The sequence below is a fragment of the Allobranchiibius sp. GilTou73 genome (assembly GCF_021391335.1).
Taxonomy (GTDB): Bacteria; Actinomycetota; Actinomycetes; order Actinomycetales; family Dermatophilaceae; genus Allobranchiibius; species Allobranchiibius huperziae.
The window spans coordinates 74,838-100,286 of sequence record NZ_CP090051.1 but is presented as its reverse complement, the minus strand read 5'-3'; the positions used below and the strand labels follow the sequence as shown (position 1 = coordinate 100,286).

Here is a 25,449-nt window from a genome sequence, read left to right as displayed (position 1 = left end):
GTCCATGAGCGGCCGGAAAGAAATACTTAGCACAAGTAATGAGTTAACCTAAGTACATGAAGCAACAGGACCGCCGTCGCCTGGCGGTCGAGTTGCGCTCGGTCTGCATGCGGATCAGCCGTCGCGCCCGTTTCGAGAACGTCGCGACGATCGCACCCCATCAGTTCTCGGTGCTCGCGAAGCTCGACTCCGGCAGTTCCACTCCGCGCACGCTCGCGGAGCTGGAGTGCGTGAGCGCGCCGTCGATGACCCGCACGCTCACCGGGCTGGAGCAGCTCGGCGCACTGACCCGGGAGACCGACCCCCAGGACCGCCGCCGCGTCGTCGTGACGATCACTGATGCGGGTCGCGCCATGCTGCGCGAGGGTCGCCGGTCCCGTGACGAGTGGATGTTCGAACGCATCAGATGTCTGAGCGATGAGGAGTGTGCAGTGCTGCGCGAGGCCCAGCGGATCCTGGACGGGGTGGTCGCTCGATGAGCCCCACCTTCGCGTCGCTGCGGATCCGCAACTACCGGGTGTACGCCGCGGGCGCACTGGTCTCCAACATCGGCACCTGGATGGGTCGGGTCGCCCAGGACTGGCTGGTGCTGACCCAGCTCACCCCGCACGACTCCACCGATCTCGGCATCGTCACCGCGCTGCAGTTCGCGCCCGTCGTGCTCCTCGCGCCGTTCGCGGGTGCGGTCAGCGACCGGTTCCACAAGCGCAAGGTGCTCATCGCGACCCAGTCGGCGCTCGCGATCACCTCGGCCCTGCTCGCCGGGCTGGTGCTCGGGAACGTCGTACAGCTGTGGCACGTCTACGTGCTGGCGCTCCTACAGGGAGTGGCGACCGCCTTCGACAACCCGACGCGACAGGCGTTCGTCTCCGAGATGGTGCCCCGCGAGCGGCTCGCCAACGCGGTCGGTCTCAACAGCGCATCGTTCAACGCCGCGCGGCTGATCGGCCCCGGCGTCGCGGGACTGCTGATCGCAGCGGTCGGCACGGGCTACACCCTCGTCTTCAACACGGGGTCGTTCATCGCGGTGCTCGTGGCCCTCGGGCTGCTGCGCACCAGCGAGCTGCGACCCTCCCCGCGCAGCTCGGGCAAGGGTCGGATCCGCGAGGGGCTCGCCTACGTGCGGCACCGGCCGGACATCGTCCTGGTGATGGTCATGGTGTTCATGCTCGGAACCTTCGGGATGAACTTCCAGATCACCATCGCCCTGATGTCGACCTCGGAGTTCCACGAGGGCGCCACCGAGTACGGCCTCCTGGGCTCGATCATGGCGATCGGCTCCCTCGCGGCCGCACTGATGGCGGCGCGCCGACCGCGTCCACGGCTGCGCATCCTGTTGGTCTCCCTGGCCGGGTTCACCGTGGCGTCCACGGCCGCCGCGCTGGCCCCGTCGTTCTGGTTCTTCGCCCTCTTCCTCATCCCCACGGGCTTGTGCGCCCTGACCGTGCTCACCACCGCGAACGCGACGGTGCAGCTCGGCGTCAGCCCGGAGATGCGCGGACGCGTGATGGCGCTCTACATGGCCATCTTCATGGGCGGCACCCCGCTCGGCTCGCCGGTGATCGGTTGGATCGGTGGAGCCTGGGGCCCGCGCTGGACCATCCTGGTCGGCAGCATCGCGACCGGTCTGACGGTGAGCGGTGCGATGGTCTACCTCATGCGCAACCAACAGCTGCGGCTGCGGATCGAGCGTCAGCCCCTGCCGCACCTGCCGCTGGTGCAGGTGACGGCGCGCGAGGTCGCCCGCGAGATCATCCCCGAGCGGGTCGCCTGATGTCGCCGAGGTTCCGCCGGCTGATCGTGCTGGTGGCCCTCGCGGTCTTCGTCGGTATCGCCGTGGTCGCGGCGCTCGTGCACTGAGGCTCAGCGCGCCGCGCGTACCCGCAGCGTGCGTTCGACGTCGTCCAATCCCTCGACCACACCGCGCCGCAGCGCCGCAGGTGCCTCGTCGTGGCGGCGCAGCCAGTCCCGCGCCATGACCACGACGGGTTCGTCGTCGGCCGTCACGTCGTCGCTCGCCTGCGGCGCCGGGAACATGCCGCTGACGAAGCGGCTCGCCATGGTCTGCGACTGCTGCGCCCAGACCGTGGTGAGGACGTCGAAGTACGGCTCGGCGTACTCCCTGGTGAGGTCGCTGCTGACCGGCTGACCGAAGCCCACGATCAGGGCGCGCTGCCGGTCGTTGGTCAGCCCCGCGCCGGACGCGTCCGCGAGCGAGTGCCACGCCTGCGCCTTCGCCTCGGGCTCGGGAAGACTCGCCAGCGCCTGGTCGTACGACGTCTGCCCGCTCATCGTGAAGTCGCGTCGCAGGTCCTGGGCCAACAGAGTCCGCGGCCGTGCACCGGTGGCGCTCAGCGCGGTCACGAACGACCACCGCAGCTCGGGGTCGACGTTCAGCCAGGGTGGCGGCTGGTCCTCGGTCACCAGCGGCTGGATCAACGGCGCGACGTCCGGTGTGAGGGCCCCGAACCAGGCCAGCGCCCGCGCCCACACCAGTTGCACATCGCCGGTGGTCCGGGTCATCCGGCTGTGCGCAAGGCGGGCCAGGTCGGTCGCCGTCCGGCGCTGGTCGTCGCCCTGCAGGAAGTGGTGCACGGCCGAACGTGCCATGGCGAGCACGGATCGCAGAAGGAACGAACTGCCCTCGGTGATCAGCTGGCCGCGGACCGTCTCCAGGAAGCGCACCGGGCACAGCTGAGCGTCACGGGTGTGGTTCCACAGCGCCGACCAGATGAGGGCGCGGGAGACCTCCGACGGCACGGTCGACAGGAGCCGGTGGGCGGTCTCCTGCGAACCGGGGTCGAGTCGGCTGATGGCGTACGTGAAGTCCTCGTCGTTCGGCAGCACGAGGTCGGGCGCATCGCGCACGGCACGGTCGAGCCGTGCATCGACCGAGGGGCCGTCGAGGCCCACCCGTACGAGCTGGGTGCGCTGCAGGGCAGCATCCTTCTCCGTGTAGACGCCCACCGAGAAGACATGGGGTCGCGGGTCGACCGCGGCGCCGGCAGTCTCCGGGGTCGCCTGCCGCACGACGAGGACGTCCTCGGACCGATCCTCGCCGGCCTCAGCGCTGATCTCGCTCGGTCCGGAGGTGCGCAGCCACGCCTGCGCCCAGACGCTCAGGTCGCGTCCGCTGGCCGCGGAGAGCGGCTCGAGGAAGTCCTCGAGTTCGGTGGAACCGTAGGCATGTTGAGCGAAATAGCGGCGGACGCCGTCGTCGAACCGGTCGCGTCCGACGTACGCCTGCAGCTGCTTGAGGACCGCCGCGCCCTTGGCGTAGGTGATGCCGTCGAAGTTCTGCGCCGCAGCCTCGACATCGGGGATGTCGGCGGCGATCGGGTGGGTCGTCGGCAGCTGGTCCTGGGTGTAGGCCCACTGCTTGCGCCCGATCGCGAAGGACGTCCAGCCGGAGGTGTAGCGCGTGGCCTCGACGCTCGCCTGGTAGCCCATCAGGTCCGCGAACGACTCCTTGAGCCAGAGGCCATCCCACCAGCGCATCGTGGCCAGGTTGCCGAACCACATGTGCGCCATCTCGTGCAGGACCACCTCGGCACGGCTCGCGAGCTCCGGCAACGTCGGCTGCCCACGATGCACGAAGCTCTCCACGAAGGTCACCAGGCCCGGGTTCTCCATCGCGCCGATGTTGTACTCGGGAACGAAGATCTGGTCGTACTTGCCCCACGGGTACGGGAATCCGAAGAGCTCGTCGAAGTAGAGCAGACCCTGTTTGGTGACCTGGAGGATGTCCTCGGCGTCCAGGTGGTCGGCCATCGACGCCCGGCACATGACGCCGAGCGGCACCTCGTGCCGCGTGCCGCCCGCACGGTCGACCGACCACAGATCGGTGACCAGGTGATAGGGGCCGACGGCGACGGCCGTGACGTACGACGACTGCAGCGGGGTGGGGGCGAAGCGCACGTCCGCGAGCCCGTCGTACTCCCGCCGGGACACCTCGGACTGGCCGGAGCGGATCAGCCATCGTGCATCGGCGACGACCTCGAAGGTGAACCGGCACTTCAGGTCCGGCTGCTCGAAGACCGCGAAGACCCTTCTGCTGTCGGTGGGTTCGAAGTGGGTGTAGAGGTAGGTCTCGCCGTCGGAGGGGTCGGTGAAGCGGTGCATCCCCTCGCCGGTGCGGCTGTAGAGACAGCGTGCGTGGACGACGAGCTCGTTGTCCGGCGCGAGACCGGGCAGCGGCAGCCGGGCTCCGTCGTAGCCGCTGACGTCCAGGGCGGTGCCGTTGAGCGTCGCGGAGACGATCTCCTGCGCCACGATGTCGATCCAGCTGGCGTCGCCGGTCGCCGTGAACCGCACCGTGCTGCGGGACTCGAAGGTCTTCTCCGCGGGATCGGCGGCGTGCCGCAGGTCCAGGCGCACGTGGTGCTCCAGCAGGCGCACCTGCTCGGCACGCCGGGCGCACTCCTGCCTGGTGAGGTTCAGGTCGGCCACGGTCGTCAACCTCGCTCGTTCTCGGTCGCGATGCACGCGGTGCCCACGCGTGCATATCCGACCGTCTCGTAGACGGACACCGCGGACCGCGTGGCTGCCGAGAGGAAGGGCGACCGACCCTCTCGCAACGCGGTCCCGGTGAGGATGCTGGTGATCGCCGTACCGATGCCGCGGCCCCGGTGGGCGGGCAGGGTGCCGATCCCGGTCACCTCGGTGAGGTCACCCCTTGGATTGTGCATCCCACCGCCGACGGGTCGCCCGAGGGTGTCGAACGCACCCACCAGCACCAGGAGGCGAGCGCGCATGCGCAGCTTCTGCTCGCTGGATTCCGGTGGCCCCATCCGGTCGCTGTCGCGGAAGCTGGCGTCGATGGCGGCGAGCACGGCGCCGGTCTGCGGATCGTCCGCGGTCATCTCGTGCACGCGGTATCCGGTCGGCGTCTTCGTCGGCGCGAACCGCCCCAGACGCAGCAGCGCGCACTCCTGAACGCTCATCCCCGCCTCCCGTGCGGCCGGCAGCAGGGTGGGGGTGGTCTCGTGCACCCACTCCAGCGCGCGGGGCACCCCGATCGCGCGCTGGAAGTCCAGGACCCGGCGTACCTCCTCGGGGAGACGGGTCGGGAGTAGCCGAGACGCGGCCGGGCGTAGAGGGGATGTCCGCGCGGGTTGTCCCGCACGAAGACGGTGAACGGCCCGCATTCCCTAGACACCGCTACCGCGCGGGGAGCGAGGTCAAGGTAGCGCTCGAGTGATCCGAGTTCGTCCTGGTCAGCGTGCGTGTCGATCACGGTCTCCCTTCGGCTGCGCTCAAACCTACCCATGACATATACCCCCATGGGGTATATATTCGGACGATGGAGAGCGGACCCGTCGCGCAGGTCGCGGACGCGTTGCGGATGGCCGGCCTGATGACCTGGCAGATCCTGTGGTCGCTGATCCTCGGCTTCGGCATCTCCGCGGTGGTGCAGGCACTGGTCCGGCGGGAGGCGATCATCGCCACCCTCGGCGATGACCGCCCGGCCACGCTGGCGCGCGCCACCGGCTTCGGGATCGCGAGCTCGTCCTGTTCGTACGCAGCCGTCGCGCTCGCCCGCTCGCTCTTCCGCAAGGGTGCGAGCTTCACCGCGGCGATGGTCTTCGAGATCGCCAGCACCAACCTGGTGGTGGAGCTCGGAGTGATCCTCGCGCTGCTGCTCGGGTGGCAGTTCACCCTGGCCGAGTTCGTCGGCGGCCCGCTGATGATCCTCGTGGTCGCCGTGTGCTTCCGGCTCTTCCTGCGCTCACGGGTGGTGCAGGCGGCGAGGGAGCAGGCCGATCGCGGCGCCGCGGGCTCGATGGAGGGACACGCGGCCATGGACATGACGGTCGGCGGCGAAGGCTCCTTCGCCCGACGGCTGCTCTCGCCGGCAGGCGCCACGAGCGTCAGTCACATCTTCGTGATGGAGTGGCTGGCGGTCCTGCGCGACATCGTGATCGGGCTGCTCATCGCGGGCGCGGTGGCCGCGTGGGTGCCCGACAGCTTCTGGGGGCACCTGTTCCTGGCCGGCCACGGCGGCTGGTCCGAGGTGTGGGGGCCGCTGATCGGCCCGGTCATCGCGGTGGCCAGCTTCGTGTGCTCGATCGGCAACGTCCCGCTGGCGGCGGTGCTGTGGAACGGCGGCATCAGCTTCGGCGGGGTGGTGTCGTTCATGTTCGCCGATCTGCTGATCGTGCCGATCCTGCTCATCTACCGCAAGTACTACGGCACCCGCATGACCCTCGTCATCGCTGGCTTCTTCTACCTGGCGATGGTCGTCGCCGGGTACGTCGTGGAGGTGGTCTTCGGCGTCCTGCACCTGGTGCCCGCGGCGGGGCACGCCTTCACCGGCAACGGCGCGATCAGCTGGAACTACACGACCTGGCTCAACCTGGTCTTCCTCGTGGTGGCGGCCGGGCTCGTCCTGCGGTTCGTGCGCACCGGCGGGGTGGGGATGCTGGCCTACATGAACGGCGACCCGGTCGACGAACCGGCCCACGCCCACCACCACTGAAGGCGCCTTCGTAGATCCCCACCCTGATGGTGTTTGCGTTCGTTGACGGTGTTCGAACGCCGTCAACGAACGCGAACGCCGTCAGCGTGCCGACGGGAGCGTCAGGCGATCCGCTGCACGACGTACTCGATGCACGCGGTCAGCGCGCTGACGTCGTCCGGATCGACCGAGGGGTACATGCCGATCCGCAGCTGGTTGCGCTTCAGCGCGCGGTAGGGCTCGGTGTCGACCACGCCGTTCTCGCGCAGGGTCCTGGCGAGCAGGGCCGCGTCGATCGCGTCATCGAAGTCGACGGTCGCCACCACGCACGAGCGGGCGGCCGGGTCGGCGACGAACGCGCTCGCGTACGACGTGTGCTCGACCCAGTCGTAGAGCCGCCGGCTGCTCTCGGCGCTGCGCGCGACGGCGAAGTCGAGACCGCCGCCTGCCTGCAGCCACCGCAGCTGGCTCACCATGAGGGCCAGCGTCGCCACGGCAGGGGTGTTGTAGGTCTGGTCGAGGCGTGAGTTGTCCACTGCCGTCTGCAGATTCAGACTGGGTGGAATCCATCGGTCACTCGAGGAGATCGTGGCCGTGCGCTCCAGTGCGGCCGGTGACATCGCCGCCAACCACAGGCCGCCGTCGGAGGCGAACGACTTCTGCGGCGCGAAGTAGTAGACGTCCGCCTCGCGCAGGTCGACCGGTAGGCCGCCCGCGCCGGAGGTGGCGTCGACCAGCATCAGCGCGCCGGCATCGGCGCCGGTGACGCGGCGTACCGGCTGCATCGCGCCCGTCGACGTCTCGTTCTGGGCGTAGGCGTAGGCGTCCGCGCCGGGGACCGCGCTCAGCGGATCGACCTCGCCGGGCACCGAACGGGTGACCACCGGTTCGGCCAGGAAGGGTGCCGCTGCCACCGCGGCCGCGAACTTCGAGCTGAACTCCCCGCACACGCCGTGCACGGACCGCTCCCTGATCAGCGAGAACGTCGCGACGTCCCAGAAGAGCGTGGAACCGCCGTTGCCCAGCACGATCTCGTAGTCCCCCGGGGCGCCGAGGAAGTCGTGCAGAGAGGAGCGGACCTCGCGCACCAGGGCGCGCACCGGTTCCTGTCGGTGGGAGGTGCCGAGGACGTCGGTGCCGAGGTCGCGCAGGAGGTCCAGCTGCTCGGGGCGCACCTTGCTCGGTCCGGAACCGAACCGACCGTCGGACGGCCGCAGTTCGCGCGGGATGACGATGCTCACGGCCGAAAGTGTGCCAGCGCCTACGCTGGCTCGATGAGTGAGATCACCCGGTGGGACTACGACGGGCGCGGCCTCGAGGAGGGCGAGGTGCCGGACGCGCCCTGGCCGGTCATCGAGGAGTGGGTGCGACAGGCCCGCGAGGCCGCGGCGGACGACACCCAGCCCGGGGTGCACGAGCCGGACGCGATCAGCGTCGCCACCGTGGACGCTTCGGGCGCCCCCACGGTCCGCACGGTGCTCATGCGGTACCTCACCCCCGCGGGACCTGGCTTCTACACCAACCTGGAGTCGCGCAAGGGCACCGATCTGGCAGCCGACCCGCGGATCGCCGCCACCCTGACCTGGCCCGCGCTCTACCACGCGATCCGCTTCACCGGCCGCGCCGAGCAGTTGCCGCGCGACATCGTCGCCGAGTACTTCGACTCTCGTCCGTGGGGCTCGCGCATCAGCGCGTGGGCCTCGGACCAGAGCCGCCCGGTCGCGGACCGCGCCGCACTGGAGGCTGCCGAGCAGCGGTACGCCGAGCGCTATCCCGACCACGGCCGCGCCGGCGACGTGCCGGTGCCGCCCTTCTGGGGCGGATACGTGATCCACGTCGACGAGGTGGAGTTCTGGGTGGGTCAGGCGAGCCGGCTGCACGACCGGGTGCGCTTCACGCGTACCGGCGAGGGTGCCCTGGACGACCCGTCGGTCTGGACCCGGGAGCGCCTGCAGCCCTGACGTGCTCGACCCGCTCGACCCGCTCGACCTGTCGAGTGGCGTAGAAGCCGCCCGAGTGCACCCGGTAGGAGTGCGCCACTCGAACCAAGGTATGCCACTCGGGAGTGGGCGTGAAACAGCCCGCGGGGTCCGACCTGGTGGCCGGTGCGCGATGGACGGGTCGCGCCCCCACGGGCTGCGGTGGTGCGTGGTCTTCACCAACGCCGTCCGTTGAAGAGTCGGTCACCGAATGGGAGGCCGACCAACGGCTGCGCTAGTGCGCAACCACCTCACGCGTCCTAGATGAATGCACTCTCGGACCACCTCCTCTCTCGTGTACCCAGCACGCTAGACACGTCGGCAGGTAGCCCGCAACGGGGTTTCGCGAGGCGGTTGAGGAAGGAAGAGGGCGACCGCCATACAGGGGGAGATGGCGGCCGCCCGAGCCGGGCTTCGCAGCCCGCTCGCCCCGGACCGGAGTCCGAGACCTTCGCGTGACAGCAGACGAGGGGACGTCCGTGCTGCCACGTTCACTGGAACGAGCGCCCGGCCCGGATGATTCCCGAACGGGCGCTGCGTGGTCACTGTGCGCCGACGGGTGCCGACGCCGGTCCGGGATGGGAAGATCGACCCTGTGACCGACTTGATCGACACCACCGAGATGTACCTGCGCACCATCTTCGATCTGGAGGAGGAGGGCATCGTCCCGCTGCGCGCCCGGATCGCCGAGCGTCTCGGCCACTCCGGGCCGACGGTGTCCCAGACCGTCGCCAGGATGGAACGTGACGGCCTGCTCACCCTCGCGGGCGACCGCCACCTGGAGTTCACCGAGCACGGCCGCACCCTGGCCACCCGCGTCATGCGCAAGCACCGGCTGGCCGAGCGGCTGCTGGTCGACGTGATCGGGCTGGAGCTGGAGTACGTGCACGACGAGGCCTGCCGCTGGGAACACGTGATGAGCGAGCGGGTCGAGCGCAAGATCCTCACGATGCTGAAGGACCACACTCTCTCCCCCTACGGCAACCCGATCCCCGGTCTCGCCGAACTGGGGGAGACCGGGACCATCGAGAAGTTCCGGGACGGCGTCGCCTCCCTCACCGAGGTGGTCTCCGCCGAGCCGTCGCTGCTCGTCGTGCGCCGCATCGGCGAACCCGCGCAGGCCGATCACGCCACTCTGGAGGTGCTGACCGCCGCCGGCATCTCCCCCGGCGCCGTCGTGCGCGCGCGTCTGGAGGACGGGCGGGTGCTGGCCCGGGTCGAGGACGGGCCGGAGGGCGTCTCGCTTCCCCCTGAGATCGCCTCCCACGTCTTCGTGCAGCTGCCCTCCACAGCGGCCCTCGCCGCGGGAGCCGTGCCCGTCTCCTGAGGCGCGGTCCGCCGGCTCGGGGAGATGTCCACCGTCGTTGTGACCTCGTTGTGACCTGGGTGTGCAGCTGATGTATCTTAGGCGGCGGTTCTCAGCCTGAGGACCCCCGAGCGGCACCGCCGAGTCCTGCCAAGCAGCCCGGGAATGCAACGATCCGCAAGGCAGGAGCGGGGGACCCACCTTCGGCCGTTCGCAGTATCGGGACGGCCTCGGGGCTAAGTCACGGGCAGTCATCGGGGAACGGACTGCCACGGACCGGGTAACACCTCCACCCGAGCCCGACAGCTCACCTCGTAGGCGCCGAGAGGTTTTCATCCGTGTCTGTCATGCAGCCCCGGGGGCGTCATCGCGCCCCGAGCAAGTTGTCCACGTCCTTCAACACCACCGCACGCGTGTCCGCCGCGGTAGCTGTCGGCGGCGGCCTCGTGGCCTCCGCCGTGTTCTCCCAGTCCGCGCAGGCCGCTGACACGAAGCACCAGGGCCCGGCCTCCGCCGCGGCTCCCGCCCAGGCGTCGATGACGCTGGTGCAGAACACCGCTCGTACGTCCGCGCCGCACGTCGCCGCGGCGGTCGACGCCCACACCCGGCTCGTCGCCGTCCACGCGGACACCTACGTCGCGCCCGTCGTGAAGAAGGCGGCGCTGGCTCCGGTGCGCCACGTGGTCGCCCCGGTGCGCCACGCGGTCGCCCCGGTGCGCCACGTCGTGCGTCAGCCCGCGCCGAAGCACACGACGCCGGTCCGGTCGGGCAATGGCGGTGGCAGCACCGTCTCGGCGCCCTCGTCCGCCAGCGGCGTCGTCGCGATCGCGGAGCGCTACATCGGTGTTCCCTACGTCTACGGCGGCACCACCCCCAGCGGGTTCGACTGCTCCGGGTTCACCAGCTACGTCTACGCCCAGCTCGGCATCAACCTGCCGCGCACCGCGGCGGCCCAGCAGGCGTCGGCGACTCCCGTGAGCACCCCCCAGCCGGGCGACCTGGTGTTCTTCGGCAGCCCCGCCTACCACGTCGGCATCTACCTGGGTAACGGCATGATGATCGCCGCGCCCAAGCCCGGTGACCACGTGAAGATCGAGGCCGTCTACGGCACCCCCTCGGGGTACGGCCGCCCCTGAGCGTCCACGTCATGACGATGCCCCCTCACCATCGGTGAGGGGGCATCGTCATGTCGTGCGGAGGTTCGGTCAGTCGCGCGCGGCGGGGCCGTCGCCCGGCCGCTTCTCGTCCTCCTGCTGCGAGAAGCTCTTGTCATCCCCGGTCGCGGCGCCGCTGCCGCCGCTCGTCTCGGAGTCCGCGACGAGCCCCGTGTCGCCTGCCTCGCCCTCGTCGGGGCTGAGCTGCTGGGCGGGTTCCTGGGGGTTCGGGTCGTTCGCGTCATCGCTCATTCGGCCAGTATGTCCGCACCGGGCCCACCTAGGCTGACGCTCGTGCCCTCCACCCCACCCGCACCCGGCGCCGCCCCGCATGTGCTGAGCGGTCGACGTCCGGTCGAGATCGTCGACATCGGCGCCAACCCCATCGACGGCGAGCCGCCGTACGCGCCGCTGCTGGAGCAGGGAGTCGCCCGGGTGACCGGGTTCGAGCCGCAGGAGTCCGCGTATGCCGAACTCACGACGAGAGAGGACGGGGCGCACCGCTATCTGCCGTACGCGGTGGGGGACGGGGCCGAGCACACCCTGCGACTCTGCGTCGAGAGCGGCTTCGCCAGCATGCTCGAACCGGACCGTGCCCAGCTGGGACTGTTGACCGACTTCCCGCGGATGGCGTCGGTGACCGACCGCATCCCGATGGCCACCCGACGCCTGGACGACATCACCGAGATCGAGCAGCTGGACTACCTCAAGATCGACATCCAGGGCGGTGAGCTCGACGTCTTCCGGCACGGCCGGCGGCTGCTCGCCAGGGCTGTCGCCGTGCAGACCGAGGTGGGGTTCACCCGGTTGTACGAGGACCAGCCCACCTTCGCCGACCTCGATCTGGAGCTGCGGGCGCACGGCTTCGTGCCGCACCTGTTCGTCAACACCAAGACCTGGCCGCTCGCGCCGCTGCAGTGGGCCGACCCGCTGCAGGAACAGGCTCGGCACCTGGTGGAGGCCGATGTCCTCTACGTGCGCGACCTGGCGCGCCTCGACGTGCTGAGCGAGGACCAACTGCATCACCTGGGGCTGATCTGCGACCTGGCGTACGCGTCGTACGGCGTGACGCTGCTCTGCATCGCGGAGCTGGTCCGCCGAGGTGTCCTGGACCCGGACAGAGCCCGGATCTTCCGGGACCAGCTGGCGGTCCGTACGCAACCGACGCCGTAACGACGGTGCGCGATCTGTGGGGCTGCTTCCGGCCCGCAGGGATGTCGGGAGGGCATCCACCAGGGTCAGTCCGTGGTGACGCCGTCCTCCGCGCCGCGCCGGCGTCCGGGTCGACGGGCGACAGGCGGCACGATCCGCTGCCCCGTCTGGACCCAGGTGCGTGGAGCCCACTCCAGTCCGGGCCGCACGTTCCACGCGGCCGTCGCCTGCTCGGGATGTTCCAGGTCGAGCTGGCGCACGATCTGGTCGATGGCGGCCAGCATGGATCCCTGCATCATCCAGGAGTCGGTGTCGGTCATGGGATCGATCATCACGAGCTCGGTGTGCCGGGTCCGGGTCTCCAGCACGACCTCGCGGATCCGGTCGAGCGCCTGCTCGGCCTCGTCCACCCGATCGGCGGCCACGAGGTCCCCGAACTCGTGCACGCCGGAGGCCAGGGAGTCCAGCAGCACCGAGAAGACCACCCGCAGGTTCGGGTCCCACGCGTCCGCGCCATCCGCGCCGTCCGAGGCGAAGGCCCTGCGCTCGGCCAGGACGGCGAGGGCGCGTTCGGCGGCGCAGCAGCGGTCCAGTCGCTGCAGCGCGACCCGCAGCTCAGGATGGATGCGCAACGCGACCAGCGCGCGCGGGTTGAGTTTGCGGCTCTCCTCCAGGGCCTCGACGGCGGTGGCGGCTTCGGCCAGCTCCCGGCCGATCGCCTCGGCGGAACCGATCCAGGACTGCGCCTCCTCCACCCCTGGCGCCCGGGATGACAGGGTGCGCGCGATCTGGCCGAGCAGGGCGGCCTGTGAGCGGGCCACTCCGCGTACGGAGTCCCGGGCCCGGGTGTTGGGGATCGCGACGGGCACCAGCACGCTGAAGGCGACCCCGACGACGGTGCCGATCATGGTGTTGCCGATCCGGATCTCGGCGGCGAGCCCGGGTGAGCTCACGGCCAGGATCAGCATCGCGCTGATCGGCGTCTCGAGGGACTGCGCACCGAGCCGCAACATCTTGGCCAGCACCAGGGAGGCACTGATGACGGCCGCGAGAGACCACCACGACAATCCGAAGTAGTTGGAGAACGCCGTGGCGACCAGCACTCCCGTGAGGACGGCTCCGACGCGGACCATCGCCATCCGCAGCGTGCCGACGGTGGAGGCCTGCACGACGAGCAGTGCCGTGAGGGGCGCGGTCAGGTCGACCACGTGCGTGAAGAGGAGCGTTGAGCCCAGGTACGCCAGCACCGCCGCCCCGGTGAGGCGGCCGATCTGTGCGGCGGCGGGCTGCACACGGCGTGATGCCTCGGACCAGGTCGAGGGGAAGGTCGGCCAGGCTCGCCGCAAACCCCGCATGAGCGGACGCGGCACGCGCAACGTGTCCCGACGCATCGACCACCGCCTCTCCTTCAGTCCAGCCTGGCACGCGGTGGCCGCCGACGGCCGCGCTGCACCGGCCACGCTCCCACGGCCCGGCGCCGCGCACCGGGGTCCGGCGACACCACGGTGCGGCTCGACATGTGCCGGGAGGCCTCCGGCTACGCGACGCCGCCGCTCTTTGATGTGACATCTGCGACAGAAGGGCGAAGATGCTGAGAAGTTTCCCTACACATCGCGCGCGGCGGGGCTCTGAGCATGAGCGGACGATCCAACGGTCCGTCCAGAGGTGCCGCCACTGATCTGAGCGCCCTCTAGTTGAGAAGAAAACCGTTTTTTCGCAATAGTTTTCGTGAAGCTAACGCTGTCGGAGTCACCCCGCCGAGGCGACCTAGGCCGTCGGCTGAAGGCCGGAGATGGGAGGAGCGCACGCTGCGCGGGTGGGTCACGAAGGAGTAACGATCAAGGTCTTGCGACTATATATTTAACAAGTTCTATGAGTAATGTGGTGTGAGTCACAGCAACCGACGTCGACGAAGGAGGCACCGTGAGCGCGACCGACGCCACCTGCGGCATCGACGTCGGCACTCAAGGAGTGCGCGCCTCCCTGGTCGACGCCGAGGGCCGCACGCTCGGTTCCGGGGCGGCGCCCATCACCAGCGACCACCGTGACGGTCGTCGCCACGAGCAGGACCCCGAGCAGTGGTGGACGGCGCTGTGCGACGCGGTCCGGCAGGCGCTGGACGTTGCGGGTGAGGTGCACGTGACCGCGATCGCGATCGACGCGACGTCCGGCACGGTCCTGGTCGAGCGCGCCGACGGCAGCCCGGCAGGACCGGCCCTGATGTACGACGACACCCGAGCCCAGGGGTTCGCCGACCGTGCGCAGCGCGCCGGAGAGTCGCTCTGGTCCTCTCTCGGCTACCGCATCCAGCCCGCCTGGGCGCTGGCCAAGGTGTTGTGGCTGCGCGGCGAGGACGTCCTCGGTGCCGGCGACCGGGTCGTGCATCAGTCCGATCACCTGGTGCGTCGACTGGTGGGCTCCGTCGTGCCGACCGACACCTCGCACGCTCTGAAGACCGGTGTCGACCTGCGGACCGCCGCCTGGCCGGCCGATGTCTTCGCCGAGCTCGGGATCCCGCTCGAACTGCTCCCGGGGGTGGCCCTGCCGACCACCGTGGCAGGCGTGGTCAGCAGGTCGGCCGCGTCCGAGACCGGGCTGACGACGGGCGCCGTCGTCCGCCTCGGCATGACCGACGGATGTGCGGCGCAGATCGCGGCGGGCGCGCTCGAGATCGGCCACTGGAGCAGCGCCCTCGGCACCACCCTGGTGGTGAAGGGCTCCACCGACGAGCTGGTGCTGGACCCCTCCGGCGCCGTCTACTGCCACCGCCACCCGGACGGCGGCTGGTTGCCGGGGGGCGCTTCCAGCACCGGTGCCGGTGCGCTGCGCGATGCGTTCACGCACGGCGAGGACCTGGGCCGGCTGACCGAACAGGCCGCCGGTCTGGGGGTGATCCCCGGTGGGACGTATCCGCTGATCGGTCGTGGGGAGCGCTTCCCGTTCGTGGCGGCGGACGCGGTGGGTTTCGTCGGCGGCCACGCGGACTCCGACGCCGCCCGCTTCGCCGCGCTCTGCCAGGGCATCGCGTACGTCGAGCGGCTCAGCTACGACGTGCTGGCCTCCCTGGGCGCCGACACCACGGGCCCGGTCTCGTTCACCGGCGGCCCTACCGCCAACGAGTGGTGGAACCAGCTGAGGTGCGATCTGCTGGGCCGCCCGGTGCAGGTGCCGCGCGAACCGCACCCGTCGACCGGGATGGCCATGCTTGCGGCGGCCGAGCCCGGCCGGCTGACCGAGACCGTCGCGTCCATGGTCGGGATCGGCCGGTCCTACAGCCCCGATGCCGACCGGGGTGGACAGCTGCGGCAGGGGTACGCCGAACTGGTCACCGCCCTCGCCGAACGCGGGTGGCTCGGGTCGCAGGCCGCGTCGTACGCGCTGGCCGAGGCCGGGGGAGTGCCTCGATGAGCGATCGCGTGAGTCTGTGGCTCGCCCGGCACGGCGAGACGGTCTGGCACGCCGAGAACAGGTACGCCGGCGGCGACAGCGACATCGACCTGACTTCCGCGGGGCACGAGCAGGCATCCGACCTGGGCCGCTGGTCGCTGCGCCACGGGATCGAGGTGGTCGTCAGCTCACCGGTGCGGCGCGCGCAGGAGACCGCGCAGCCCTCCGCGTCGGCGATCGGGGCGGACCTGGTGGTGTGCCCGGGTCTGAAGGAGGTCGCCTTCGGGGTGGCCGAGGGTCGCACGGCCGCCGAGATCGAGTCCTCCGACGCGGCGGTGATGGCGGCCTTCCGCGACGACCCGGTGGCCAATCCCTTCCCGGGCGCGGAGTCGGCGGCCGACGCCGCGGCGCGCGGCGCCGGCACGCTGCGGGAGATCGCCGCGGAGCATGCGGGTCGCAAGGTGCTGGTCGTCGCCCACAACACCCTGCTGCGGCTCGCGCTGTGCGAGCTGCTCGGCATACCCCCGGCGCAGTACCGGCGCGTCTTCCCCCGGCTGGACAACACCGCGGTCGCCGAGGTCGTCGTCCCCCTCCACGGCCACGGGCTGGCCGCACTGCGTTCTCTCAACGTCCCGACGAGGGCGGCGCCGACGTGACGCCCGCCCCTTCCGCACCTGCCCGACCGACCGTTCGTCAGCCCGCTCAACCCATCCCACGAAGGAACCGAACATCATGACCGCTCGCAGGATCACGCAGATCTCCGTCGCTGTTGCCGTGGCTGCCACACTGCCCATCCTGGGTGCGTGCAGCTCCGGCAAGAACTCCTCGACCAAGTCGGGTGCAGCCGGCTCGTCCGCCGCGGCCGGCGGTGACAAGGGCGCCAAGATCGCCTTCCTGATGCCGGACGAGGCATCCACCCGCTACGAGCAGCACGACAAGCCCGGCTTCGTGGCGGAGCTGAAGAAGGTGTGCCCCACGTGCACGCCGCTCTACAACAACGCCACCGGTGACGCCAGCAAGCAGCAGCAGCAGTTCAACGCGGCGCTCACCCAGGGCGCGAAGGTCATCGTGCTCGACCCGGTGGACTCCACCGCCGCGTCGAGCCTGGTGTCGGCCGCCCACTCCAAGGGCGTGAAGGTCATCGCCTACGACCGGCCGATCCCGCAGGCCAAGCCGGACTTCTACGTCTCCTTCAACAACGAGGAGATCGGCAAGTCGATCGCGCAGTCGCTGGTCCGGGACCTGAAGGCCAAGGGTGTCTCGACGGGTGGCGGCAACGGGATCCTCGAGGTCAACGGGTCCCCGACCGACGCCGCGGCCGGTCTGATCAAGAAGGGCGTCCACGAGGGTCTCGCGGGCAGCGGCTACAAGACGCTGTCGGAGTACGACACCCCCGAATGGGACCCGAGCAAGGCGCAGTCCTGGGTCAGCGGCCAGGTCTCACGTTTCGGTAAGAAGATCGTCGGCATCGTCGCCGCGAACGACGGCACCGGCGGCGGCGCGATCGCCGCCCTCAAGGCCGCCAGCGTCAACCAGTTGCCCCCGGTGACCGGCAACGACGCCACGACCGCCGGACTGCAGCTGATCATCGCCGGCGACCAGTACAACACCATCTCCAAGCCGAGCGAGATCGTCGCGGGCGCGGCGGCCGACGTCGCCGTCGACCTGCTCAACGGCAAGTCGGTCACGGCGGTCGGCGGCGGCAGCCTGACGACCGTGTTCGGCACCAAGACGATGCTCTTCGTCCCGAAGGTGATTACGCAGAGCAACCTCAAGACCGACATCATCTCCACCAAGATCGCCACCGCCTCCCAGCTGTGCACCGGTAGCTACAAGGCCGGCTGTACCAAGCTCGGTATCTCCTGATCGTGGGTGTGCTGATGCGAGACACGGCGAGAAAGGACGGCGCGGCATGACTGCCACAGCCACGGAGACCACGCAGGCACCGTCGGGGACACCCGTCCTGCGCCTGCGCGGGGTCGGTAAGACCTTCGGGGCGGTGTCGGCCCTCACCGACATCGATCTCGAGGTGCACGCAGGTCAGGTCGTCGCCCTCGTAGGGGACAACGGAGCCGGCAAGTCCACCTTGGTGAAGGTCTTGTCCGGGGTGCACGCGCCGACGTCGGGCGAGGTCTTCTTCGACGGGAAGCAGGTGACGATCGACAGCCCGTCCAAGGCGATGGAGCTCGGGATCGCGACCGTCTTCCAGGACCTGGCGCTCTGCGAGAACCTCGACGTGGTCGCCAACCTCTTCCTCGGGCGCGAGCTCAAGGGCGGCCACCTGGACGAGGTCACGATGGAGACCAGGTCGTGGGAACTCCTCGGGGAGTTGTCCGCCCGGATCCCGAGTGTGCGGGTGCCCATCGCCTCGCTGTCCGGCGGCCAGCGGCAGACCGTCGCGATCGCGCGGTCTCTTCTGGTCAATCCGCGACTGATCATGCTCGATGAGCCCACCGCGGCCCTGGGCGTGGCCCAGACCGCCGAGGTGCTGAACCTGATCGAGCGGGTCAAGGCACGAGGACTGGCAGTCGTGATGATCAGCCACAACATGGAGGACGTGCGCGCTGTCGCCGACAACGTCGTCGTCCTCCGTCTCGGCCGCAACAACGGCGAGTTCGGTCCCGACGCGAGCAACCACGACCTGGTGGCCGCGATCACCGGGGCCACGGACAACGTCGTGACGCGCCGGTCGGCACGCCGGTCCGGCGGCGCCGACACCACCGACGCCACGGCGGACGACGCCGCGGCGCCCACCGCGGGGGCGCACGCCGCTCCCACTCTGTCGAAGGAGGACTCCTGATGGCACAGACGGCAACCCCGCCCCCGAAGGCGCTCGACCAGCAGGACGCCAGGGTCAAGGTCGGCAGCGGCAGCCCCAAGGACATGCTGACCAACTTCGGCTACCGGGTCCGTTCCGGTGACCTCGGCCCGTTGCCGGTGGTGATCGGGTTGATCGTCATCGCCGTGGTCTTCCAGGCGTTGAACTCCCTCTTCCTGTCCTCCGGCAACCTGGTCAACCTGATCTACGACAGCTCGGCCGTGGGCATGATCGCGCTCGGCATCGTCTTCGTGCTGGTCCTGGGTGAGATCGACCTGTCGGTGGGCTCGTTGAGCGGCCTGTCCTCGGCCCTGCTCGGTGTCCTCTACGTCAACAAGGGCTGGAACCCGATCCTGGCGATCGTCGTCGCCGCGTTGTCGGGAGCGTTGATCGGCTTCGTCTACGCGCAGGTCCGCAACAGGTTCGGCATGCCGAGCTTCGTGATCACCCTGGCCGGACTGCTCGCCTTCCTCGGACTGCAGCTGCAACTGCTGGGGTCCCAGGGCTCGATCAACCTGCCGTACGGATCGGGGCTGGTCACGTTCGGACAGCAGCAGTTCCTGACGCCGATCCTCGCGTACATCGTCGCGGTACTCGCCGCCGCCGCCGTCTTCGTCGCCGGGATCCTCAACATCCGACGCCGCAGGGCCGCCAACCTGTCCGCGAGCTCCCCGGCGAACGTCGTCATCCGGGCCGTCGCACTGCTGGTCGTCCTGCTGCTGGCCGCGTGGTACCTCAATCGGGACAACGGCGTGCCGTGGATGTTCGCGATCTTCGTGCTGATGATCGTGGCGGCGAACTACGCGCTGACCAAGACGAACTGGGGCCGGCACATGTTCGCGGTCGGCGGCAACGAGGAGGCCGCGCGTCGCGCCGGTATCAACGTGAACATGATCTACACCTCGGCCTTCGTGCTGACGGGTCTGTTCGCGGCCGTCGGCGGCGTGCTCAGTGCCGCACGCCTGGCGTCGTCCAGCCAGAGCGCGGGCACCGGTGACGTCAACCTGAACGCAATCGCCGCCGCCGTCATCGGCGGCACGAGCCTGTTCGGTGGTCGCGGCAGCGCGTACTCGGCATTGCTGGGGATCTTAGTCATCCAGTCGATCTCCAACGGGTTGACGCTGCTCAACCTCTCGTCGGCCTACCGCTACATGATCACCGGTGCCGTCCTGGCGCTAGCGGTGCTGATCGACTCCCTGGCCCGGCGCTCCCGCGTCCAGCACGGGACGGCCTGATGCGGGTCGTCTGCGTCGGCGACCGGTTCATCTCGGCCGCCTCCTTCGCCCACGCGGCGAAGGAGGCGTTCGGGCCGGACACCGAGACCGTCGAATACTCCACGCGCTGGCCGGACGAGGCGTACGGGGCGGTCGAAGGGGTCAAGGAGTCGTCCGGATCGGTCGACGAGATCGCCGAGCTGATGCCCGGCGCAGACGTCCTGCTCACCCATCTCGGCCCGGTCACCGCCACCGTCCTGGCGCGCGCCGACCGGCTCAAGGTGGTGGGGATAACTCGCGGTGGCCCGGTCAACGTCGACCTGGCCGCGGCCACCGCGCACCACGTCCCGGTGGTCTATCTGCCGGGTCGCAACCTCGGCGCGGTCGCGGAGTTCGTGATCGGGGTGATGATCACGATGCCGCGCGGCGTCGTACGCGGGTCGGCCGAGCTGGTCCACGGACGCTGGAGCCCCAGGGCGTTCCGCTACGAGACGGCGGGTCCGGAGCTGCGTGCGTGCACGGTCGGGCTGGTCGGCATCGGCGCCGTCGGGCGGCGGGTCGCGCAACTGCTGGACGCGTTCGGCGCGCGGGTGGTCGCCTACGACCCGCACGTCGACCGTGCCGATGGGATCGAGCTGCTGGACTCCCTGGAGGCGGTGCTGTCGGTCAGCGACATCGTGAGCGTCCATTCGCGGTTGACCGACGAGACGCGGAAGTCCTTTGATTCCAAAGCATTCGGCGCGATGAAGCACGGCGCCTACTTCGTCAACACCGCCCGTGGGGAGATCGTCGACGAGGCCGCCCTGCTGGAGGCGTTGGACTCCGGGCTGCTCAGCGGCGCGGCACTCGACGTCTTCGACCCCGAACCCCCCGGCCCGGACAACCCGCTCGTACACCGACCCGACGTCATCGGCACCCCGCACCTCGCGGGTGCCTCCCGACAGGTCAGTTCGGAGTCGGTGCAACGGGTGGTGCGCGACGTCGCGAGCTATCTGCACAGTGGCCGGATGGACCACTGCGCCAACCCGGACGCGTTGAAGGAGGGCTCATGAGTGTGATCGGGGTCGATCTGGGCACCTCCCGGATCAAGGCCGTCCGCTACGGGGAGGACTGGGCCGAGGCCGACAGCTGCGCCGAGGACGCCGTGGTCGACCGACCGGCGCCCGGGCACTCCGAGCAGGACATGGCCGACGTGTGGGCCGGTCTGGTGCGCGTGGTGCGCACCGTTGCCGAGAGGTCGCCGGACGACATCCAGCTCGTCGCCGTCACCGCCCAGGGCGACGGCTGCTGGCTTATCGACGCCGACGGCGACCCGGCCGGCCAGGCACTGCTCTGGAACGACGCCCGCGCGACCTCCCTCGTCGACGCCTGGGAGGCCGACGGCACGCTGCAGCGGGCCTTCGACATCAACGGATGCTTCGGCTTCGCCGGGGTCGCCTCCTCGCAGTTGCGCTGGTTGCAGGAGAACTCGCCCGAGGTCATCGAGCGGGCGACGACGTTGCTCAGTTGCGGCGGGTGGGCCTACTTCAAGCTCACTGGACGGCGCGCGATCGACGACAGCGAGGCGGCGAACCCGTTCTTCGACACCCGCAGACGTGCGTACGACGAGCGGATCCTCGATCTGTACGGCATTGCGGACCTGCGTCGCCTGCTCCCGGACGCCGTGCGCGGCAAGGATCGGGTGGCACCCCTGCTCGGTGACGTCGCCCGGGAGATCGGGCTCCAGGAGGGCACTCCGGTGGTCGTCGCGCCGTACGACGTGGCGTCGATGGCCACCGGTAGCGGAGCGCACCGCCCGGGTGACGCGTTCGCGATCCTCGGCACCACGTTGTGCAACGGGCTCGTCTCGGACAACCCCCGGCTGGACCGGCCGGGCAACGGCATGTCGCTGCCCGCAGCGGAGGAGGGCGGCTGGCTGCTGACCTATCCCACGATGGTCGGCACCGAGGTGATCGGTTGGTGTCAGAAGCTGTTCGGCTTGGACCAGCCGGGCGACGTGATCCGGCTCGCGGACCGCTCGGACCGCAGCCGGACGCCGATGGTGCTTCCCTACTTCTCCACCGCCGGCGAGCGCAGCCCGTTCCTGGATCCGCGGGCGCGTGGGGCGATCCTCGGCCTGGACGTCACCCACACCCGCGAGGAGGTCGCCGCCGGCATCGTGGACGGGCTCAGCATGGCGGTGAAGGACTGCGTCGCCAGTGCGGGGTCGGCCACCATGGTCGCGATCTCCGGCGGCGGTGCGCGCAGCGTGAGCTGGTGTCAGGTGATCGCCGATGCCGTCGGGGTGCCGGTGACGCTGCCGGACGTGGAGGAGATCGGCGCGCGCGGCGCGGCGCTCGTCGGCGCGTACGAGATCGGGATGTTCGATTCGCTGCACGACGCTGTGACGGCGGCCGTCCGCCCACGCCAGGTGCTCGAGCCGGACCCCGAACGCACGAAGGTGCTGGCCGAGCGCTACGAGCAGTTCCTGCAGGTGCGGGGCAAGTTGTTCGGGTGACCGCTCGCGCGAGAAGCGTTCGCGGTCAGATGTTTTCGTCGCCGGTGGAGGCGACTCGCACGTCGGGGCAGCGGTCCCGCAGGAGCTGCAGGTCCTCGTCGGCGACCCGGTCGTCGGTGATGACCGTGTCGAACGCCTCGACGCCGCACAGCACGTGGGTCGCGGGACGACCGAACTTGGCGTGGTCGACCAGCAGCACCTTGCGCAGGCTGCGCGCCAGAAGGGCACGGCGCACCATGACGGTCGCTTCCGAGCGGTGCACGCAGCGGCCGCCGGTGATCCCGGTGGGCGACATGAACAGCAGATCGGCCTGCAGGGCGTCGATCGCGTCGATGGTCTGCAGGCCCGAACACGACTGCAGACGCTCGTCGTAGGCGCCGCCGAGCAGTTTGGCCTCGACGCCGGACGATGGGCTGAGCGTGGCCATCGCCGGCACGAAGTTGGTCGCGAGGGTGATCGGCACGTGCGCCGACAGGAGCGGGACGAGTCCGACGGCGGTGGTGCTGTCGTCCAGGAAGATGGTCTGCCCTCGCCCGAGCAGCCGTCCCGCCTCCCGCACGATGGCGGCCTTCTCGGCGCTCATCGAGAGGCTGCGTTCGGCCACGCCCGCGTCACGCAGCGCCGTGGGGTTGGCGGTGGCGGCGCCGCGGATCTTGGTGATCCAGCCCTCTTCCTGCAGCTGGTCCAGGTCGCGGTGCATCGTCATCAGGCTGACGCCATGGGTCTGCGCGAGGTCCTCGACCCGGACGTAGCCGGCTCTCAGCACTTCCTCGCGCACCTGGTCGCGTCGGTGCGACAACCCTTGTGTCGTCACGGTTCTCGTCACTCCTGCTGGTCGGTCGCCACGCCTCGCACGGGCTGTGTGGTGTCAGCGTTAATTCTCACACCGACGACGCTCGAACGGCAGGAGGGTGGGGTCCCCGTCCTCAGAGCATGGCGAGAGGCACGTCGAGCCGCTCGCGCAACTCATCCACGGTGATCCCGAAGGTGTCCCGCACGACCGCGCCGTCCGGCCCCACGTCGAAGACCGCGAGCTCGGTGTAGACACGGCTGACACACGCCAGGCCGGTCAACGGCTGGGTGCACTGCGGCACGAGCTTGGGTCGGCCCTGCTTGTCGAAGAGCGACATCAGGACGAACACCTGGCGAGCGCCGATCGCGAGGTCCATGGCCCCGCCGACGGCGGGGATCGCGTCCGCTTCACCGGTGTGCCAGTTCGCGAGGTCGCCGTTCGTCGCGACCTGGAACGCTCCGAGGACACAGACGTCGAGGTGGCCGCCGCGCATCATCATGAAGGAGTCGGCGTGGTGGAAGTACGACGCGCCGGGCAGCTCGGTGACCGGCTGCTTGCCGGCGTTCGTCAGGTCGGTGTCGATCTGCTCGCCGGTGGCGGCCGGGCCCATGTTGAGCATCCCGTTCTCGGTGTGCAGCACGACGCCCGATCCCGGCGTCAGGTGGTCGGCCACGCGAGTCGGCCGGCCGATGCCGAGATTGACATAGGAGTACGGCGGGATGTCGCGGGCGATGACCGCGGCGAGCTCGTCGGGGTTCAGCGCCATCAGCGGGCTCCCTGCACGGTGTAGTGGCGGGGCGCGACGCACACGACGCGATCCACGAAGATGCCGGGGGTCACGACCGCCTCCGGGTCGAGCGCTCCGGTGGGCACGACCTCGTGCACCTGCACGACGGTGGTGCTCGCCGCGGTGGCCATGACGGGCCCGAAGTTGCGAGCTGTCTTGCGGTAGACCAGATTGCCCATCCGGTCCGCGCGGTGGGCGGAGACCAGGGCGACGTCGCCCTTGATCGGGTACTCCAGCAGGTAGTCGCGCCCGTCGATGGTGCGGGTCTCCTTGCCCTCGGCCAGCATCGTTCCGACGGCGGTGGGGGAGTAGAAGCCTCCGATGCCCGCGCCGGCGGCGCGCATCCGCTCGGCGAGGTTGCCCTGCGGGACCACCTCCAGCTCCACCTTCCCGGCGCGGAAGAGCTCGTCGAAGACGTAGGAATCGGCCTGGCGGGGGAAGGAGCAGATCACCTTCGCGACCCGGCCGGCCTTGAGCAGCGCCGCCAGGCCCACCTCGCCGTTGCCGGCGTTGTTGCAGACGATCGTCAGGTCGGTGGCGCCCTGTCGGATCAGGCCGTCGATCAGGTCGAACGGCATTCCCGCCAGCCCGAATCCGCCGACCAGCACGGTGGCACCGTCCTCGATGCCGGCGACCGCCTCGTCGACGGTGTCCAGGTGCTGCACCTGGCTCATCCGGCCACCTGCAGGTTCTCCAGCACGACGGCCAGGCCCTGGCCGACGCCGATGCACACCGCGGCGACGCCGTACCGCTCACCGCGCTCGCGCAGCACCTTGGCCAGGGTGGCGAGCACGCGGCCGCCGCTGGCGCCGAGGGGGTGGCCGATCGCGATCGCCCCGCCGCGGGTGTTGACCAACGACGGGTCCTTCAGGCCCTCGGCGAGCCAGGCGTCCACGCACACGAGCGACTGCACCGCGAAGGCCTCGTTGAGCTCGACGGCGCCGATCTGGTCCCAGCCGATGCCGGCGCGGACCAGCGCCCGGTTCGCGGCCTCGACCGGTGCGTACCCGAAGGCCTGCGGGTCGAGGGCGAACGTCCCTCGTCCCGCGATCCGCGCGACCGGCTGCAGCCCGATCCGCTCGGCGGCGGCAGCGGACCCGAGCAGCGCAGCCGACGCACCGTCGGACAGCGGCGAGGCGTTGCCGGCCGTGATGGTGCCGTCGGGGCGGAAGGCGGGGGCGAGCCCGGCGAGCTTGTCCACGGTGGAGTCCGCGCGGATGCCCTCGTCCCGGGCCAGGCCCTCGACCGGTGCCACCAGGTCGTCGTAGAACCCGTCGTCCCATGCGGCCGCGGCCAGCTGATGGGAGCGCACGGCGAACTCGTCCTGACGCTCGCGGCTGACGCCGTACTTGTCCTGCAACTGCTCGTTGCACTCACCGAGCGACGCGGTCCATTCCTTCGGCATCTTCGGGTTGGTCAGCCGCCAGCCGAGCGTCGTGGACACGGCCGTGACATCGCGTGCCGGGAAGCCCTTGGCCGGCTTGGGGAGCACCCACGGCGCCCGCGTCATCGACTCGACGCCACCGACCACGACGACGTCCGCGTCACCGGTCTCGATGGCCCGTGAGCCGCCCATCGCGGCGTCCAGGCTCGACCCGCACAGTCGGTTGATGGTGGTGCCGGGCACCGACGTCGGGAGGCCGGCCAACAACGCTGCCATCCGACCGACGTTGCGGTTCTCCTCACCCGCGCCGTTGGCATTGCCCCAGATGACATCGTCCACCGCGGCCCCGTCCAGACCCGGCGCCTTCGCGAGCAACGCCTCGATGACGCGGGCGGCCAGGTCGTCCGGTCGGACGCCGGCGAGCGCTCCGTTGAAGCGGCCGAACGGCGTACGGACGGCGGAATAGAGGAAGGCATCCATGGACGTCACGGTAGGGGGTCTGCTCGAACCAATGGCGGCGG

Annotated in this window: 23 protein-coding genes and 1 riboswitch; of the genes, 14 read left to right on the top strand and 9 right to left on the bottom strand. The window is 70.1% G+C overall.

Annotated features, from left to right (window positions below; all coding sequences use genetic code 11):
• The first annotated feature begins 56 nt into the window (after window positions 1-56).
• Both LVQ62_RS00495 and LVQ62_RS00490 read left to right on the top strand, forming a co-directional pair.
• Entirely contained in the window at window positions 57-479 is a 423-nt protein-coding gene (locus tag LVQ62_RS00495; RefSeq protein ID WP_179478949.1) for a MarR family winged helix-turn-helix transcriptional regulator, read from the top strand.
• On the top strand, window positions 476-1,774 hold the full coding sequence (locus tag LVQ62_RS00490; RefSeq protein ID WP_233763597.1) for an MFS transporter: 1,299 nt from the start codon (window positions 476-478) through the stop codon (window positions 1,772-1,774). The genes LVQ62_RS00495 and LVQ62_RS00490 overlap by 4 nt, the downstream gene beginning before the upstream one ends.
• Window positions 1,775-1,863: 89 nt before the next feature.
• Here the strand turns inward: LVQ62_RS00490 and pepN are convergent, their stop codons facing one another.
• Window positions 1,864-4,449 carry an aminopeptidase N gene (gene pepN, locus LVQ62_RS00485; protein ID WP_233763595.1) on the bottom strand — a complete coding sequence of 862 codons (2,586 nt, stop codon included), beginning with the start codon at window positions 4,447-4,449 and terminating at the stop codon, window positions 1,864-1,866.
• Window positions 4,450-4,454: 5 nt separating this feature from the next.
• Window positions 4,455-5,012, bottom strand: coding sequence for a GNAT family N-acetyltransferase (locus LVQ62_RS00480; protein WP_233763587.1), 558 nt, complete (start codon window positions 5,010-5,012; stop codon window positions 4,455-4,457).
• A 290-nt stretch (window positions 5,013-5,302) separates the two neighbouring features.
• Between LVQ62_RS00480 and LVQ62_RS00475 the strand changes: the two genes are divergently transcribed.
• The gene (locus LVQ62_RS00475) at window positions 5,303-6,478 is read left to right on the top strand and encodes a permease (RefSeq protein WP_208051497.1); all 1,176 of its coding nucleotides are present in this window, start codon (window positions 5,303-5,305) and stop codon (window positions 6,476-6,478) included.
• 101 nt (window positions 6,479-6,579) lie between these two features.
• Here the strand turns inward: LVQ62_RS00475 and serC are convergent, their stop codons facing one another.
• Window positions 6,580-7,692: a phosphoserine transaminase gene (gene serC, locus LVQ62_RS00470; RefSeq protein WP_233767567.1), complete on the bottom strand. Its 1,113-nt coding sequence runs from the start codon at window positions 7,690-7,692 to the stop codon at window positions 6,580-6,582.
• A gap of 39 nt (window positions 7,693-7,731) precedes the next feature.
• Here serC and pdxH point away from each other — a divergent pair, with 39 nt between their 5' ends.
• The 3 genes from pdxH to LVQ62_RS00455 all read left to right on the top strand — a co-directional run bounded on the left by pdxH (window position 7,732) and on the right by LVQ62_RS00455 (window position 10,878).
• A complete protein-coding gene (gene pdxH / locus LVQ62_RS00465; protein WP_208051496.1) occupies window positions 7,732-8,418 on the top strand; it encodes a pyridoxamine 5'-phosphate oxidase in 687 nt (228 codons plus the stop codon).
• Between the two features lie 613 nt (window positions 8,419-9,031).
• Entirely contained in the window at window positions 9,032-9,763 is a 732-nt protein-coding gene (locus LVQ62_RS00460) for a metal-dependent transcriptional regulator (protein WP_208051495.1), read from the top strand.
• Window positions 9,764-9,870: 107 nt separating this feature from the next.
• Window positions 9,871-10,075, top strand: a riboswitch (cyclic di-AMP (ydaO/yuaA leader).
• Between the two features lie 14 nt (window positions 10,076-10,089).
• Complete coding sequence (locus tag LVQ62_RS00455) at window positions 10,090-10,878, top strand: C40 family peptidase (protein ID WP_233767565.1); 789 nt, start codon at window positions 10,090-10,092, stop codon at window positions 10,876-10,878.
• Window positions 10,879-10,947: 69 nt separating this feature from the next.
• Here LVQ62_RS00455 and LVQ62_RS00450 read toward each other — a convergent pair whose 3' ends face one another.
• Window positions 10,948-11,148: a hypothetical protein gene (locus LVQ62_RS00450; RefSeq protein ID WP_233763585.1), complete on the bottom strand. Its 201-nt coding sequence runs from the start codon at window positions 11,146-11,148 to the stop codon at window positions 10,948-10,950.
• Window positions 11,149-11,190: 42 nt separating this feature from the next.
• Here LVQ62_RS00450 and LVQ62_RS00445 point away from each other — a divergent pair, with 42 nt between their 5' ends.
• Entirely contained in the window at window positions 11,191-12,069 is an 879-nt protein-coding gene (locus tag LVQ62_RS00445; protein WP_233763583.1) for an FkbM family methyltransferase, read from the top strand.
• Between the two features lie 65 nt (window positions 12,070-12,134).
• Here LVQ62_RS00445 and LVQ62_RS00440 read toward each other — a convergent pair whose 3' ends face one another.
• On the bottom strand, window positions 12,135-13,439 hold the full coding sequence (locus tag LVQ62_RS00440) for an FUSC family protein (protein WP_233763581.1): 1,305 nt from the start codon (window positions 13,437-13,439) through the stop codon (window positions 12,135-12,137).
• A gap of 532 nt (window positions 13,440-13,971) precedes the next feature.
• On the opposite strand from LVQ62_RS00440, the gene LVQ62_RS00435 reads away from it, so the two are divergent.
• The 7 genes from LVQ62_RS00435 to LVQ62_RS00405 all read left to right on the top strand — a co-directional run bounded on the left by LVQ62_RS00435 (window position 13,972) and on the right by LVQ62_RS00405 (window position 21,964).
• Window positions 13,972-15,456, top strand: a complete 1,485-nt coding sequence (locus tag LVQ62_RS00435) for an FGGY-family carbohydrate kinase (RefSeq protein ID WP_233763579.1) — start codon at window positions 13,972-13,974, stop codon at window positions 15,454-15,456.
• Entirely contained in the window at window positions 15,453-16,091 is a 639-nt protein-coding gene (locus LVQ62_RS00430; RefSeq protein ID WP_233763578.1) for a histidine phosphatase family protein, read from the top strand. The genes LVQ62_RS00435 and LVQ62_RS00430 overlap by 4 nt, the downstream gene beginning before the upstream one ends.
• 76 nt (window positions 16,092-16,167) lie before the next feature.
• Window positions 16,168-17,301 carry a sugar ABC transporter substrate-binding protein gene (locus tag LVQ62_RS00425; RefSeq protein WP_233763576.1) on the top strand — a complete coding sequence of 378 codons (1,134 nt, stop codon included), beginning with the start codon at window positions 16,168-16,170 and terminating at the stop codon, window positions 17,299-17,301.
• Between the two features lie 46 nt (window positions 17,302-17,347).
• Window positions 17,348-18,235, top strand: a complete 888-nt coding sequence (locus tag LVQ62_RS00420) for an ATP-binding cassette domain-containing protein (RefSeq protein WP_233763574.1) — start codon at window positions 17,348-17,350, stop codon at window positions 18,233-18,235.
• Window positions 18,235-19,488: a sugar ABC transporter permease gene (locus tag LVQ62_RS00415; protein ID WP_233763572.1), complete on the top strand. Its 1,254-nt coding sequence runs from the start codon at window positions 18,235-18,237 to the stop codon at window positions 19,486-19,488. Before LVQ62_RS00420 ends, LVQ62_RS00415 begins: the two co-directional genes overlap by 1 nt.
• Complete coding sequence (locus LVQ62_RS00410; RefSeq protein WP_233763570.1) at window positions 19,488-20,519, top strand: NAD(P)-dependent oxidoreductase; 1,032 nt, start codon at window positions 19,488-19,490, stop codon at window positions 20,517-20,519. Before LVQ62_RS00415 ends, LVQ62_RS00410 begins: the two co-directional genes overlap by 1 nt.
• Entirely contained in the window at window positions 20,516-21,964 is a 1,449-nt protein-coding gene (locus LVQ62_RS00405; RefSeq protein WP_233763568.1) for an FGGY-family carbohydrate kinase, read from the top strand. The genes LVQ62_RS00410 and LVQ62_RS00405 overlap by 4 nt, the downstream gene beginning before the upstream one ends.
• A 25-nt stretch (window positions 21,965-21,989) precedes the next feature.
• On the opposite strand, the gene LVQ62_RS00400 is transcribed toward LVQ62_RS00405, so the two are convergent.
• The 4 genes from LVQ62_RS00400 to LVQ62_RS00385 form a co-directional block, all read right to left on the bottom strand.
• Window positions 21,990-22,778, bottom strand: a complete 789-nt coding sequence (locus LVQ62_RS00400) for a DeoR/GlpR family DNA-binding transcription regulator (RefSeq protein ID WP_233763566.1) — start codon at window positions 22,776-22,778, stop codon at window positions 21,990-21,992.
• A gap of 112 nt (window positions 22,779-22,890) precedes the next feature.
• Window positions 22,891-23,523 carry a 3-oxoacid CoA-transferase subunit B gene (locus LVQ62_RS00395; protein ID WP_233763565.1) on the bottom strand — a complete coding sequence of 211 codons (633 nt, stop codon included), beginning with the start codon at window positions 23,521-23,523 and terminating at the stop codon, window positions 22,891-22,893.
• Window positions 23,523-24,218: a 3-oxoacid CoA-transferase subunit A gene (locus LVQ62_RS00390; RefSeq protein WP_233763563.1), complete on the bottom strand. Its 696-nt coding sequence runs from the start codon at window positions 24,216-24,218 to the stop codon at window positions 23,523-23,525. Before LVQ62_RS00390 ends, LVQ62_RS00395 begins: the two co-directional genes overlap by 1 nt.
• On the bottom strand, window positions 24,215-25,408 hold the full coding sequence (locus LVQ62_RS00385) for a thiolase family protein (protein WP_233763561.1): 1,194 nt from the start codon (window positions 25,406-25,408) through the stop codon (window positions 24,215-24,217). The genes LVQ62_RS00390 and LVQ62_RS00385 overlap by 4 nt, the downstream gene beginning before the upstream one ends.
• Between the last annotated feature and the right edge of the window lie 41 nt (window positions 25,409-25,449).